Source organism: Marinobacter sp. THAF197a (assembly GCF_009363275.1).
In the GTDB taxonomy this organism is placed as follows: Bacteria; Pseudomonadota; Gammaproteobacteria; order Pseudomonadales; family Oleiphilaceae; genus Marinobacter.
In genome coordinates this window covers 1,730,261-1,743,507 of the sequence record NZ_CP045324.1, presented here as the reverse complement: position 1 = coordinate 1,743,507, position 13,247 = coordinate 1,730,261, and the positions used below count along the sequence as shown (strand labels likewise).

At 57.3% G+C, this 13,247-nt stretch carries 14 protein-coding genes; 12 read left to right on the top strand and 2 right to left on the bottom strand.

Annotated elements, in window-relative coordinates; translation table 11 throughout:
* Nucleotides 1–143: 143 nt before the first annotated feature.
* The 9 genes from ccoN (at nucleotide 144) to FIV08_RS08025 (ending at nucleotide 8,811) form a co-directional block, all read left to right on the top strand.
* On the top strand, nucleotides 144–1,574 hold the full coding sequence (ccoN, locus tag FIV08_RS08065) for a cytochrome-c oxidase, cbb3-type subunit I (protein WP_152437950.1): 1,431 nt from the start codon (nucleotides 144–146) through the stop codon (nucleotides 1,572–1,574).
* Between the two features lie 13 nt (nucleotides 1,575–1,587).
* Nucleotides 1,588–2,196: a cytochrome-c oxidase, cbb3-type subunit II gene (gene ccoO / locus FIV08_RS08060; protein WP_058089529.1), complete on the top strand. Its 609-nt coding sequence runs from the start codon at nucleotides 1,588–1,590 to the stop codon at nucleotides 2,194–2,196.
* Between the two features lie 4 nt (nucleotides 2,197–2,200).
* Nucleotides 2,201–2,392 carry a CcoQ/FixQ family Cbb3-type cytochrome c oxidase assembly chaperone gene (locus tag FIV08_RS08055; protein ID WP_058089528.1) on the top strand — a complete coding sequence of 64 codons (192 nt, stop codon included), beginning with the start codon at nucleotides 2,201–2,203 and terminating at the stop codon, nucleotides 2,390–2,392.
* Nucleotides 2,389–3,279: a cytochrome-c oxidase, cbb3-type subunit III gene (gene ccoP, locus FIV08_RS08050; protein WP_152437949.1), complete on the top strand. Its 891-nt coding sequence runs from the start codon at nucleotides 2,389–2,391 to the stop codon at nucleotides 3,277–3,279. Before FIV08_RS08055 ends, ccoP begins: the two co-directional genes overlap by 4 nt.
* Before the next feature lie 127 nt (nucleotides 3,280–3,406).
* Nucleotides 3,407–4,840: a cytochrome c oxidase accessory protein CcoG gene (gene ccoG / locus FIV08_RS08045; RefSeq protein WP_152437948.1), complete on the top strand. Its 1,434-nt coding sequence runs from the start codon at nucleotides 3,407–3,409 to the stop codon at nucleotides 4,838–4,840.
* 48 nt (nucleotides 4,841–4,888) lie between these two features.
* Nucleotides 4,889–5,404: a FixH family protein gene (locus tag FIV08_RS08040; protein WP_152437947.1), complete on the top strand. Its 516-nt coding sequence runs from the start codon at nucleotides 4,889–4,891 to the stop codon at nucleotides 5,402–5,404.
* Nucleotides 5,401–7,848 (top strand): heavy metal translocating P-type ATPase, encoded by a 2,448-nt coding sequence (locus FIV08_RS08035; RefSeq protein WP_152437946.1) that lies wholly within the window; start codon nucleotides 5,401–5,403, stop codon nucleotides 7,846–7,848. The genes FIV08_RS08040 and FIV08_RS08035 overlap by 4 nt, the downstream gene beginning before the upstream one ends.
* Nucleotides 7,849–7,884: 36 nt before the next feature.
* A complete protein-coding gene (gene ccoS / locus FIV08_RS08030; RefSeq protein ID WP_152437945.1) occupies nucleotides 7,885–8,124 on the top strand; it encodes a cbb3-type cytochrome oxidase assembly protein CcoS in 240 nt (79 codons plus the stop codon).
* Nucleotides 8,125–8,811 (top strand): sulfite exporter TauE/SafE family protein, encoded by a 687-nt coding sequence (locus FIV08_RS08025; protein ID WP_152437944.1) that lies wholly within the window; start codon nucleotides 8,125–8,127, stop codon nucleotides 8,809–8,811.
* A gap of 8 nt (nucleotides 8,812–8,819) precedes the next feature.
* Here FIV08_RS08025 and ttcA read toward each other — a convergent pair whose 3' ends face one another.
* Nucleotides 8,820–9,728, bottom strand: coding sequence for a tRNA 2-thiocytidine(32) synthetase TtcA (gene ttcA, locus FIV08_RS08020; protein WP_152437943.1), 909 nt, complete (start codon nucleotides 9,726–9,728; stop codon nucleotides 8,820–8,822).
* A gap of 73 nt (nucleotides 9,729–9,801) precedes the next feature.
* On the opposite strand from ttcA, the gene FIV08_RS08015 reads away from it, so the two are divergent.
* From FIV08_RS08015 to FIV08_RS08005, 3 genes are read left to right on the top strand one after another with little or no spacing between them, the layout of a single operon-like run.
* A complete protein-coding gene (locus FIV08_RS08015) occupies nucleotides 9,802–10,455 on the top strand; it encodes a TetR/AcrR family transcriptional regulator (RefSeq protein WP_152437942.1) in 654 nt (217 codons plus the stop codon).
* Between the two features lie 21 nt (nucleotides 10,456–10,476).
* Nucleotides 10,477–11,139 (top strand): DNA-J related domain-containing protein, encoded by a 663-nt coding sequence (locus tag FIV08_RS08010; protein WP_152437941.1) that lies wholly within the window; start codon nucleotides 10,477–10,479, stop codon nucleotides 11,137–11,139.
* 34 nt (nucleotides 11,140–11,173) lie between these two features.
* Nucleotides 11,174–12,202, top strand: coding sequence for a polysaccharide deacetylase family protein (locus FIV08_RS08005; RefSeq protein ID WP_083557557.1), 1,029 nt, complete (start codon nucleotides 11,174–11,176; stop codon nucleotides 12,200–12,202).
* A gap of 4 nt (nucleotides 12,203–12,206) precedes the next feature.
* Here FIV08_RS08005 and FIV08_RS08000 read toward each other — a convergent pair whose 3' ends face one another.
* A complete protein-coding gene (locus FIV08_RS08000) occupies nucleotides 12,207–13,226 on the bottom strand; it encodes a MalM family protein (RefSeq protein WP_152437940.1) in 1,020 nt (339 codons plus the stop codon).
* Nucleotides 13,227–13,247: the final 21 nt, after the last annotated feature.

The window sequence follows — 13,247 nt, the reverse complement described above, 5'->3', positions numbered from 1 at the left end:
AAGTCTTGCAAACTGTTGGCCAAACTGCTGATTCCAGCGGATTTGACGAATGTCAGGAGTTGACCTGAATCATTGCAAAGGCCTAATGGTTTCTCCATACTTGCGCCCGCATATTTCCCCATCCTAAACCCATTGGTAAGGCTATGAGCACAGTAAATGCAAACCTGACATACAACTACAAGGTGGTGAGACAATTCGCCATCATGACAGTGGTATGGGGTATTGTAGGCATGGCTCTGGGTGTGCTGATTGCAGCACAGCTGGTTTGGCCATCCCTCAACCTCGATCTGCCCTGGACTCACTTCGGTCGCCTGCGGCCGCTGCACACCAACGCCGTCATCTTCGGCTTTGGTGGAAGTGCCCTGTTTGCTACCTCTTACTACGTTGTACAGCGGACCTGTCAGGCCCGCCTGTTCTCCGATGGTATGGCAGCGTTCACATTCTGGGGCTGGCAGGCGATCATTGTATCGGCCGCCATTACCTTGCCACTGGGCATCACCTCTTCCAAGGAATACGCAGAGCTGGAATGGCCGATTGATATCGCCATTGCCATCGTGTGGGTAACCTACGCGCTGGTATTCTTCGGTACCGTGATGAAGCGCAGCACACCGCACATCTATGTGGCCAACTGGTTCTACGGCGCATTCATCATTACCGTGGCAGTTCTGCACATCGGTAACAACATGGCCCTGCCAGCTACCGCCTGGAAATCCTACTCGGCGTACGCGGGTGTCACTGACGCCATGATGCAATGGTGGTACGGCCACAACGCCGTTGGCTTCTTCCTGACCGCCGGCTTCCTGGGCATGATGTACTATTTCGTACCCAAGCAGGCAAACCGTCCGGTTTACTCCTACCGCTTGTCGATCGTGCACTTCTGGGCGCTGATCACCACCTACGTGTGGGCCGGCGGCCACCACCTGCACTACTCTGCGCTGCCTGACTGGGCACAGACTGCAGGCATGGTCATGTCTCTGATCCTGCTGGCTCCGTCCTGGGGCGGCATGATCAACGGCATGATGACCCTGTCTGGTGCCTGGCACAAACTGCGTACCGATCCGATTCTGCGCTTCCTGGTGGTCTCCCTGTCCTTCTACGGCATGTCGACCTTCGAAGGCCCGATGATGTCCATCAAGACCGTTAACGCACTGTCCCACAACACTGACTGGACCATCGGCCACGTGCACTCCGGTGCCCTGGGCTGGGTAGCCATGATCAGTATCGGTGCGGTCTACCACCTGGTCCCGAAACTGTGGGGCCTGCAAGCCATGTACAGCAGTGCGCTGATCAACGTTCACTTCTGGCTGGCTACTGTTGGTACCGTCCTGTACATCGTTGCCATGTGGGTTAACGGTATCATGCAGGGCCTGATGTGGCGCGCAGTTAACGAAGACGGCACTCTGACCTACAGCTTCGTTGAATCTCTGGAAGCGTCCTACCCCGGCTATTTCGTCCGGTTTATTGGTGGCGCCATCTTCCTGACCGGCATGCTGATCATGGCTTACAACGTGTACATGACCGTACGCCAGAAAGAAGCCGCAGCACAGGACAACGCTGCCGTTCAAGCGGCGTAAGGGGAGAGACCAGATGAGACACGAAATAGTAGAAAAGAACCTTGGCCTGATGATCGTCCTGATTGTGGTGGTCATCAGCGGCGGCTTTCTGGCCGAAGTAGTGCCCCTGTTCTTCCAGAAGGACGTGAACCAGCCCGTTGATGGTCTGGAACCGCTGTCCGCACTGGAACTGGAAGGCCGGGACATCTACATCCGCGAGGGCTGCCACGTGTGCCATACCCAGCAGATTCGCCCGTTCCGGGCGGAAACCGAGCGTTATGGCCACTACTCCGTGGCGGGCGAGTTCGTTTATGACCGCCCGTTCCTGTGGGGATCCAAGCGCACCGGCCCTGACCTGGCCCGCGTGGGTGGTCGTTACTCCGATGCCTGGCAGCGCCAGCACCTGTACGATCCGCGCAGCGTGGTGCCTGAGTCCAACATGCCGGCTTTCCCCTGGCTGTTTGATAACCGTGTGAAGCACACCACCATCGAAGCCCGAATGAGAACACTGCAGACCCTCGGCGTGCCTTATACCGACGAGCAGGTAGCAAGTGCTGCCTCAGACATCGAAGGCAAGTTTGAAATCGAAGCACTGGTCGCATACCTGCAACAGCTGGGTACTGTGATTTCAGACAAACGGTGATCCCATGGATATTAATGAGTTACGCGGCATACACTCGCTGGTCATCATGGCGATTTTTCTCGGCATCATTTGGTGGGCGTTCAGCGCCCACCGAAAGAAGGCGAATGAGGAAGCCTCAAAGCTACCCTTCTCCGATGACGACGATGAAGTAGCCAAGCGTACGCTCGAACAGGAAAAAACGGAGAAGAAACAATGAGTACCTTCTGGAGCATCTGGATCAGCGTGATCGTGCTCGGTACCATCTTCGGCTGCTGGTGGCTGCTTTGGGCCACCCGCAAAAGCCAGACGACCGATACCGAAACCGACCGCACAATGGGCCATTCCTTCGATGGCATCGAGGAATACGACAACCCGCTGCCAAAGTGGTGGTTTTACCTGTTCATCGCAACCTGTGTGTTTGCACTGGGATACCTGGCTCTCTATCCGGGCCTGGGTAACTTCAAGGGCATTCTGGGCTGGACCTCTGCCAACCAGTGGGAAGCGGAAGTGGCCAAAGCCGATGCCAGGTATGGTGAAATCTACGCCCAGTTTGGCGACACCCCGATCCCGGAGCTGGCGCAGAACGAAGATGCCATGAAAATTGGCCAGCGCTTGTATGCCAACAACTGTTCGGTGTGCCACGGTACTGCCGCTCGCGGCCAGGTGGGCTTCCCCAACCTGACCGACGACGACTGGCTGTGGGGCGGTGAACCCGAGCAAATCTGGCACAGCATCGCCAAAGGTCGCCAGGGTAACATGCCTGCCAAAGGCGTTATGCCCAACATGACCAGCCAACAGGTTGATCAGGTTGTCAACTTTGTACTGAGCTACAGTGGTCGTGAGCGGGATGCCGAGGCTGCAAAAGCGGGTGAAGCTGTTTACCAGCAAGCCTGTGCGGCTTGTCACGGTGCAGATGGCACCGGCATGACCGCAATGGGTGCGCCCAACCTGACCGACAACATCTGGCTGTACGGCTCTACCTACGAGTGGATCCGGGAGACCGTCGAACACGGTCGCCAGAACGAGATGCCAGCTCAGGAAGGCCGTCTGACAGACGATCAGATCCAGATCCTGGCAGCCTACGTTTACAGCCTGTCAAACTGAGCCAGACCGGCCGGGAATATCCCGGCCCGGTCTTCTCAACCCTGCACCTGCCCCGCGGGTGCAGGCTTGAGAAGATCAGCTGACCCTCGAGGCCCGCTCCCAGCACGACACCTTTCGGGAGATACCCATGAGCAATGAAATTCCGGTCACCCAGGTAGACCCTTCCTCCGAGCCCCCCAATAAAAAAGACCAGCCGGAAACCGTCGATCTCTACGCCAGCCGTAAGAAGATTTACGTCAAGGAAGTGAAAGGCACGTTCCAGAAGATCCGCAACGTCAGCCTGACGCTGCTCATGGGCATGTACTTTCTGTTTGTCTGGCTGACACTCGATGGCCAGCCGCTGATTCACTTTGATCTGCCGGCACGGGAATTCCACCTGTATGGCGTCACCTTCTTCCCCAAAGACTTCTTCCTGCTCTCGGGCATGCTGATTATCTGTGCCTTTGGCCTGTTCTTCATTACCACCCTGTTTGGCCGGGTCTGGTGCGGCTATACCTGCCCCCAGACTGTCTGGACCTTCATCTTCATGTGGATTGAGGAGAAAGTTGAGGGCAGCCGCAACAAGCGCATGAAGCTGGACAAAGCCCCCAACTCACCGGAAAAAATAACCAAGAAATCCATCAAGCACGGCTTGTGGCTTTTCGTGGCACTGGCGACGGGCCTGACATTTGTCGGCTACTTCTACCCGATCCGGGAACTGATCATTGACCTGTTCACCCTTCAGGCCAACGGGTGGGCCTATTTCTGGGTGGCGTTCTTCACTGTCGCCACCTACCTGAACGCAGGCTGGATGCGCGAGCAGGTTTGCCTGTACATGTGCCCGTATGCCCGTTTCCAGTCTGTCATGTTCGACCCGAACACCCGGATTGTCTCCTATGACCCAAACCGGGGTGAGCCCCGTGGTGGCCGCAAGAAAAGCGTCAATCCCGCAGACGTCGGCCTGGGTGACTGCATTGACTGCGGCCAGTGCGTGCAGGTATGCCCCACAGGTATCGATATCCGCGATGGCTTGCAGTATGAATGCATTGGCTGCGCGCTGTGTATCGACGCCTGCGATGAAGTCATGGAAAAAATGGATTACCCCAAAGGCCTGATCCGATACACCACCGAGAACGAGCTGGAAGGCAAGACCTCGAAGCTTCTGCGGCCAAGGACCTTTGGCTACGGTGCGGTTCTGACCCTGATGATCGGAGCGATTATTTTCACTCTGGTCACGCGGGTACCGGCCAAAATGGACGTACTGCGTGACCGTGGCGCGCTTTTCAGCTTCAACGGCGAAGGCCACGTTGAGAACTCGTACACGATAAAAATCCAGAACATGTCGGAAGTTCCCCAGACCTTCAACCTGTCGGTTGAGGGGCTTGAAGGCATCCGGATTCTGACAACAACCAACGTCACAGTTGCCAGCTCCGAAATCCGCTCACTGCCGACCGTCGTGGATGTTCCGCCCGAATCTATCCCGGACACCAATAACACCATCCGTTTCTATGCGGAGTCCGAAACAGATCCATCACTTATTCTTGAAACTGAAAGCCGTTTTGTTGGTCCAAGGCCGCGATAGGATATCGTGAGCCGCAGACCCGATACACTGACAAGAGTTGATAGCGTAATGACTGACAACACCCCCGTAGCACCCTGGTATCGCCAACCCTGGTTCTGGTTTTTGACGATATTTCCGATCGCTGCAATTATCTCCGGTATGACCATACTGACGGTGGGCAGCATTCTTTCTCCTTCCATGGTGACGGATGACTACTCCCGTGAAGGGCGCGGCATCAATATGGCCATCGCACGGGACCAGAAAGCCCTGGATCTTGGTCTGAAAGGCGGACTGACCGTGGACGAGCGCTCTGCACGCCTGACTCTGGAAAGCAACGAAGGCGCAGCAGACTACCCGTACCTGGTTCTCAACCTGTACCACCCGACCATGTCAGAGCGGGATCGCACCATCCAGTTTCGTCGAATGGCAGCCGGAGAGTACACCGGTAACCTGATCGAGGATATGGATGGCCGCTGGTACTACGACCTGCAGGGCCCAGACAACGACTGGCGTGTAAAAGGCGAATTCTGGCTGCCGGCGTCCGACAAAATCGCCCTGAAAGCGACCAGCTCCACCCAGGGGTGAGTGGCCTGAAATGCTTCCATTGCGGTGAGCCAGCGGACGGCCACCCGCCGATAACCCTGGAACTTGATGGCGAAACCCGGCCCTTCTGTTGCCAGGGTTGTAAGGCTGTGTGCGAAACTATTCATAACGAAGGGCTCACAGGCTTCTATCAGTTTCGAACAGAACCCGCCGTTACCCCGCGGGAGCTGACCCGTTCAGAAACCGATCGCCTGAAGGAGCTGGACCACCCGCTGGTCCAGAAATCCTTCGTCGTCCCGGTAAAAGGCGGGCAGGAAGCGAACCTGCTGATCAGCGGCATCACCTGCGCGGCCTGTATCTGGTTGCTGGAGAACCACCTCAAGCAGCACCCCGGCGTTCAGGCTTTCTCGATTAACCACAGTACCCAGAGAGCGCGCCTGGTGTGGGCACAGGATAAGACCCGCCTCAGCGATCTGCTGATTGCCATCCACCAGCTTGGCTATACCGCTCGCCCCTACCAGGCGGACGAAGCCGAGCAGACCCTGAAAGCCGAACACCGCACCATGCTGATCCGGCTGCTGGTTGCCGGCGCCGGTTCGTTCCAGACCATGATGCTGGCGTTTCCGCTCTATTTTGAGCTGATCAGTGAGTTATCTCCGGAATACGTCAGCTTCTTTCGATGGTTCAGTCTGATCGTGGCAACGCCAGTGTTGCTGTACAGTGCCCGACCGTTTTTCGAGAACGCCTGGCGTGACCTGACTACCCGCCATCTGACCATGGATGTGCCGGTGGCCATCGCTATCGGCCTCGCCTATGTGGCCAGTGCCTGGGTCACCGTGTTCGGTGGCGAAGAGGTGTATTTCGAATCCGTATGCATGTTTACCTTTTTCCTTCTGCTGGGGCGCTATGTGGAAGTCCAGGCCCGTTACCGCGCAGGCCTGACAGGCGGTGCCCTGGCGGGATTTCAGCCAACCGTCGCCTCTATGGTACGGGATGGCGAGACAGATCTGGTGCCGGCCCACGAAGTCAAAGCTGGTGATGTTATTCGTGTACGCCCGGGCGAGACACTGCCGGTGGACGGAGAGATCGTGTCCGGTGAATCCACACTAAACGAAGCAGCCCTGACCGGCGAATACCTGCCCGAGTCCCGAGGCCCTGGCGACATCGTTCATGCGGGCAGCATTAACGGCGAGAATCCACTGGATATCCGGGTAGTCAAAGCCGGTGCAGAAACCCGGCTTTCCGGTATCCTCCGGATACTGGACCGGGTGCAGTCCGAGAAGCCCCCCGTGGCGCGCCTGGCAGATCGCATTGCCGGGAAGTTTATTCGCCAGGTACTGATACTGACGCCCCTTGTCTGGGGTGGCTGGGTTCTGGCCGGCGCCGGTAATGCCTTCGACATCGCTTTGTCCGTGCTGGTGGTTACCTGCCCCTGCGCCCTCTCTCTCGCAACACCAACAGCACTCACCTCAGCCACCATGCGGCTGCGAAAACTCGGCTTCCTGCCCACCAAAGGCCACACACTTGAATCCCTGTACAGCATCGACACCGTGGTGTTCGATAAAACCGGCACCTTGACTCGTGGCGAGCTGACCCTGACTGGTAGCCAGACCTTCGGTGACATGGACCAAGCCAGCTGCCAGAAACTGGCAGCCGGCCTGGAAAAACACTCCGAACATCCGATCGCCAGAGTTTTTCACGAATGTGCATCGGTGGCCGTGGAGAATGTGAACAACCATCTGGGCGGAGGCTTGTCTGGTACTTTTAATGGCAAGCCCGTGTTTATCGGTCACAAGGCGTTCGTTGAGCAACACACTTCCGCTCCGCCCCCCCATGCAGAAATTGCTTCTGGCATGGAAATCTGGCTCGCTACCGCCGATCAATGGCTTGCCAGCTTCCAACTGGATGATCAAATCCGCGAAGATGCCGGGCAAGCCATCAAGGCACTCAATCAAGCCGGAATACGGACCCTGCTCCTCAGTGGTGATCGATCGGCCCATGTCCAGCAGGTTGCTGAGGCACTGGGTATCAAAACGGCGATTGGCGAAGCCTCACCGGAACAGAAGCTGGCGGTGCTCGATCAGCTTCGCGATGAAGGTCACAAAGTAATGATGGTGGGCGATGGCCTGAACGACCTCCCCTCTATGGCCGGTGCGGGTATCTCGGTCGCCATGGGCACCGCCGCCGACCTGACCCAGCTAAAAGCCGATGCGGTGCTGATGAATGGTCAGCTGATGCAACTGCTCCAGGCTATCAAGGCAAGCCAGCAGACCCGCAGGATCATTCGGCAGAATATGCTCTGGGCGCTTGCCTACAACGTCGCCGCCCTGCCCCTCGCAGCAGCGGGCCTGGTCACCCCATGGATGGCGGCCATCGGTATGTCGGCCAGCTCTCTTTTGGTCGTGCTCAATGCCTTGCGGCTTGGCACATCCTCAAAGAGGTCCGGCCAGGAACCTGATACAGTTGGCTCTCATGCTACGGCTTGATACCGTAATCACCTACTTATCGTTTAGGAGCGCATCGTGCAGATAGTCATGTTCCTGGTCCCCCTGATGCTGGTTCTGGTGGCACTGGGGGTCGTGCTGTTTTCCTGGGCGGTGAAGAACGGCCAATACGATGATCTGGAAGGCCCTGCGCACCGGATTCTCTATGACGACGACAAAGACATGATTCCCGACGAAGCTCGTCAGGATAAAGCCCGTTCAGACGATACCGACCCCGAGCCTTCTTCGAAACAGAGCGATCCGGAAGACAAAGCCTGAATGCAACCTGAACTCTACCTCAGTTACTCCAGTGCGTTTCTGATCGGGCTGCTGGGGAGCACCCATTGTCTGGGGATGTGCGGTGGGATCAGTGCCTCGCTGTCGATGACCCTGCCGGTGGGCAAAGGGTTCCGGCTGCGCCAGACCGTGATGTTGCTGGCCTTCAATCTGGGCCGGGTTGGAAGCTACGCGCTGATTGCCGCTTTGATTGCCATTTTCAGTACCAGCGCAGCGGGCCAGTGGCGCTGGGCGGCCCTGTTGTTGATGACCCTGGCCGGGCTGCTACTGATCTTTATGGGGCTATCGATGGGCCAATGGTGGCAGGGAATCCGCTTTGTTGAGAAAGTAGGGGCCCCGGTATGGAAACGCCTGGCACCCCTGACCCGCCGCTTTATTCCCGTCAACAATCCCGGCCAGGCCCTGGCCCTGGGTGCACTTTGGGGCTGGCTACCCTGCGGTCTGGTTTATAGCACTCTGGGCTGGGCAGCCCTGCAACCCACGATTGGCGCTGCCGCCCTCACCATGCTGTTCTTTGGTCTTGGCACCCTGCCATCGATGCTGGCCACCGGTTACGCCGCCAACTGGATTCGCAACCTTCAGGGCAACCGGGGTTTCCGGAGAATCAGTGGAGCGCTGCTAATCCTGTTCGGATTATGGACGCTTCCTTTCCAGGCCTTGATGCACTGAGCCGACCCTCAGAGATTCAGCACATCCAATCGGCCGTAGTCCGGCTCAGGGCTGGCTGTCTGCACCGCCTGGCGCTTGCCCCCCAACCGCTTGCCTTCCTTGAAATCGTATAGATTCGGATCAGCCAGGTGTGAAGGCTCCACATTGCACAAAGCCCGGAACATGGTTTCCAGGCGGCCCGGATGCTGCTTGTCCCAGGTCTGGAACATGTCCTTGATCACCTGGCGCTGAAGGTTCTCCTGGGAGCCGCACAGGTTACAAGGAATAATGGGGTATTCTCGCAGTGAGGCGTATCGGGCAATGTCTTTCTCGCGGGCATAGGCCAGCGGACGAATCACGGTATTGCGGCCGTCATCACTGTGCAATACCGGCGGCATGGACTTGAGTTTGCCCCCGTAAAACATGTTCAGGAACAGCGTTTCCAGCATATCGTCCCGGTGGTGGCCCAAAGCAATCTTGGTGACACCGTGCTCTTCCGCAAAATTATAGAGAATTCCCCGGCGCAAGCGTGAACACAGTCCGCAAGTGGTCTTCCCTTCAGGAACTTTTTCCTTAACAATACTGTAGGTATCTTTTTCGATGATGTGATACTCGATACTCAGGGACTTCAGGTATTCTGGGAGCACATGCTCAGGAAAACCCGGTTGTTTCTGATCAAGGTTCACAGCAATCAGTTCGAAGTCGACCGGCGCGCTTTTCTGCAGGTTCAGCAGGATATCCAGCATCGCGTAGGAATCCTTGCCACCGGACAGGCAGCACATGACCTTGTCGCCGGCTTCGATCATCGAAAAATCGGCAATGGCCTGCCCGACTTCCCGGCGCAGGCGTTTCTGCAGTTTGTTCAGTTCCAGTTTCTGGCGACGATCCTGCTCAGAAACAGCGGTCAGTTCGGGATTGGCGGTCATTGCTTGGGACATACTCTCGCACGTTCACAGGATAAGTGAGCGGGCAATTATACGCGTCACAAAGTATCAGGGACAGGATAGCAACATGGATATGTTGAAAATGAGCGAAGACGTTGGCGGAAAACGGGCAATGAACCGGATCCGCAACCGCAATGCCATACTGGTCGCGGCCAGGGAGTGCTTTCGCGAAAATGGCTACGATAACTCCACCATCCGTGACATGGTCCGCAGAACCGGCCTGGCGGCAGGTACCTTCTACAATTACTTCTCCAGCAAACAGGACATCTTTGCCGCACTTCTGACGGATTTCCTGGGTCACCTTAATGAAGACATGAGCCGCTACCGCCGGTCCGCCAGCTCAACCCGCGACTTTATCTACTACGCCTACCTGGCACTCTATTCCGCCACCGCCAGAGACCCGGCGATCTATGAACTGGCACACCAGAACCAACGCGCCTTGCGGGATCTTTTCGGCTCAGACATTCTTGGCCTGGCCATGTTATCACTGGAAGAAGACGTGCGTGACGCCATCGCCAGGGGCCTGCTGCCGGATCTCGACCCGGAGTACCTGTGCGCAGCTTTCTTCGGTGTTGCCTATGACATCAGTACAGTGGTGGCCAGGCGTACACACCAGGAGCCGGAGCTTGCTCAGCAGGAGGCCGAGAAGGCGGCCCGTTTCTCCACCGAACTGTTCCTGGGCGGGCTACCCGCCATGGCCGAGCTTTCAAGCCAGGGCTGAGTCGCATACCATGGAGTCATGATGACTTCCCCAGACGTGACCGCAACAGAACCGGATACCACTGTCGCCAGCTCAGAACTGCGATGGCTGGAGCAGCACACAGAGCACTTGCTGGTGGCGGTAGAGCATGAGCTACGCCAGGTGGGACCAGCCGGATTAAGTGAGCTGGAGCTGATCAAGGCGCTTCAGGCAGAACCCTGGGCACTGATTGGTCGTGTCAACTACCACGAACCGGATCAGCTCTACCCGGTGCATTTTCTGCTCTTTCACGTACTCTACCGACTACGGGACCAACTGGCTCCCGGTGGGGAGTCGCTGCTGATTTCACCGTTGCGCCTGACCATTACCAAGCAGCAAACCGTTGCTGGTGATGGATTGCCGGGGGAAGAAGACAAACTCAGGGCGTTCTATCTGGATCTGTCCCAGTATCATATGCCCGAAGCAACCATCCACCAGATGATGGATAACTTCTGGCGTGGGCAGTGCCGCACACGGCCAGACCTGCCGGCGGTATCAGAGGCTGCCGGAACACTCGGTTTTACCGAACTGCCTGAACACTTCTCTCCGATCAAACAGCGATTTCGTAAGCTGGTGATGCAGGCTCACCCTGACCGTGGCGGCAATACCGAAGCAGTCCAGAAACTTAATGAGGCCTTTTCGGTCTTGAAAGCACACTACGCATAATCCATTTAACCGATATTCAGGACAGACGACGATCATGATCAAACGGTTTACGTTCCTTATGATGATCACCGCCCTCTCCATGGCGGGCGCCAGCGCAAAAGCGGATCTGGTGGTTCTGCAATACCATCACGTGGACGACAGTACGCCGGCATCAACCAGTACCTCCCGGTCACTGTTTAAAGCCCAGCTGCAGATGATCGCAGACCTGGAACTGGAGGTGGTGCCCCTTCTGGAAGGTACCCGGCAGGCATTGGCAGGCGAGCTGGATAGCCGCCATCAGATTGCCATCACGTTTGACGATGCCTATGAATCCGTTTATAGCGCAGCGGCTCCCCTTCTCGAACGCTTTGACATGCCTTACACCATTTTCGTGAATACCGACGCCATCGGTTCAAGGGGCTACATGACATGGGACGAACTCAGGGAACTGGGTAGCCATGAAAGCGTGACCATTGCCAACCACAGCACAGACCATGGGCACCTGGCGCGCAAGATCGATGAACCCGAAGCAGACTGGAAAGAACGGGTCACCCGCAGCCTGGATGTTGCCCAGAAGGTTCTCAAGGAAAGACTGGGCGTTGAAGAGCCCATGTTTGCTTATCCGTACGGGGAGTACGACGAAGCCCTGGAAGCCAAGCTTGCGGAGCGTGGCTGGTACGGCTATGGGCAACAATCCGGCGCCATTGGTCGTTGGTCTCACGAGACACGGCTGCCCAGGTTCCCCATGGCCAATCCGTACGGCCAGCTTGGCAGCCTGAAAGACAAGCTATTGAGTAAAGGCTTCCCTGCCCCTGCCAAAGACCTGCCAGATGGTATTCTGGATAAGAACCCGCCCTTACTGACCTTCCCACTGGGCGACAAACTGGATGCCAACCGGCTCACCTGCTTTGCCACCGGCCAGGGCCGTATCGACTTCGACGTGGTTGACGGCGTCGTCCGGGTTCAGGCTCCCAAAGCCGGGCAAAGCCGGCGTTTTCGCTACAATTGCACTCACCCGGCCGGACAAGGCAGTTTCTATTGGCTGTCACAACAATGGCTGGACCGGTCGAAACCCGAAGACTGAGCGGTTAATCTTCGAAGGTGGCGATACCAAACTCCCCGAACCGGACGTGCGGTATCGCCTTCGGGCCCTGTCGGGTCTCAACAACGGTTTGAGCCTGCAAATCCTGCTCACGGGTATAAAGCAGCAGCCAGCGCTCGCCCTGGCCCGGGAACACCGGCACCCAGGCCTCCAAGTAACCCCTTCGGCGCCAGGTCTCTGGTGAGTAGTCCATGACCAGATCGGTCACCAGCCGGACTGGCTGAAAATCCTTGTCGAGAAATGCCAGGCTTGGAATAACCATGCCGTTGTGATCATAACTTCTCAATCGGGCCACAAAGGCCGGCACGGTGGCTCGGGTAGGCAAGGCAATCAACTGGAACGGCGAGCGACCGGTGTCAAAATCATGTTCCGGGGACGACGCCTCAAGCCTGACACTGAATTCACGCCCCTCTTGCCAGGTCTGAGAGGAGCGGGACGACAGACTGCCACAACAGTGACGACTGAACGCTTCAAACTCACCTTCAGGTTCCTGCTCAACGCCCAGTATGGCAAAGGCATCCGGATCGTAACCCTCCACTGGCTCGGTATAGGCGCTTTCACCTGGGTGATAAACGCTCGCCGGGCTCAACTCCACAGGTGCCGCAATCAAGCCCTTCTCAACGTCGCTACGGGTATCGGGCGTATAGTAGCTGACACGGACATTGCCATCGGCATCCCGCCAGGTGAAATAAGGCTGTCGCTGACCAGGCCGAAGATTGCCGGCTTTGTCCAGCTCGTCGCCATCGGGATAGCTGTCGAGGGTATACTCGGCATCCGGCTCAAGCGCTGGTTTCTCGCGCTCGGCGGAGTGCCTGGCGCCCTCCGTCTGCGAAGATGCTGGCAGGGCTTCGGTGTCTGGAATGCGGGTGTATTGAACACGGCCCTGCTCATCCACCCAGGAGAAATAACCCTCGCGTTCCCCCGCAGGCTTTCCAGGCGATTGGCAGCCGGTTATCACCATCGCAGCCATGAACGCCGTCAGGCATTTCAATTGAGCCGTTGTCATACCCTTTTCCCGCCAGCAACA

Coding starts and splice junctions, on each gene's coding strand:
- ccoN (WP_152437950.1), top strand. CDS start 144: ATGAGCACAGTAAATGCAAACCTGACATACAACTACAAGGTGGTGAGA.
- ccoO (WP_058089529.1), top strand. CDS start 1,588: ATGAGACACGAAATAGTAGAAAAGAACCTTGGCCTGATGATCGTCCTG.
- FIV08_RS08055 (WP_058089528.1), top strand. CDS start 2,201: ATGGATATTAATGAGTTACGCGGCATACACTCGCTGGTCATCATGGCG.
- ccoP (WP_152437949.1), top strand. CDS start 2,389: ATGAGTACCTTCTGGAGCATCTGGATCAGCGTGATCGTGCTCGGTACC.
- ccoG (WP_152437948.1), top strand. CDS start 3,407: ATGAGCAATGAAATTCCGGTCACCCAGGTAGACCCTTCCTCCGAGCCC.
- FIV08_RS08040 (WP_152437947.1), top strand. CDS start 4,889: ATGACTGACAACACCCCCGTAGCACCCTGGTATCGCCAACCCTGGTTC.
- FIV08_RS08025 (WP_152437944.1), top strand. CDS start 8,125: ATGCAACCTGAACTCTACCTCAGTTACTCCAGTGCGTTTCTGATCGGG.
- ttcA (WP_152437943.1), bottom strand. CDS start 9,728: ATGTCCCAAGCAATGACCGCCAATCCCGAACTGACCGCTGTTTCTGAG.
- FIV08_RS08015 (WP_152437942.1), top strand. CDS start 9,802: ATGGATATGTTGAAAATGAGCGAAGACGTTGGCGGAAAACGGGCAATG.
- FIV08_RS08010 (WP_152437941.1), top strand. CDS start 10,477: ATGACTTCCCCAGACGTGACCGCAACAGAACCGGATACCACTGTCGCC.
- FIV08_RS08005 (WP_083557557.1), top strand. CDS start 11,174: ATGATCAAACGGTTTACGTTCCTTATGATGATCACCGCCCTCTCCATG.
- FIV08_RS08000 (WP_152437940.1), bottom strand. CDS start 13,226: ATGACAACGGCTCAATTGAAATGCCTGACGGCGTTCATGGCTGCGATG.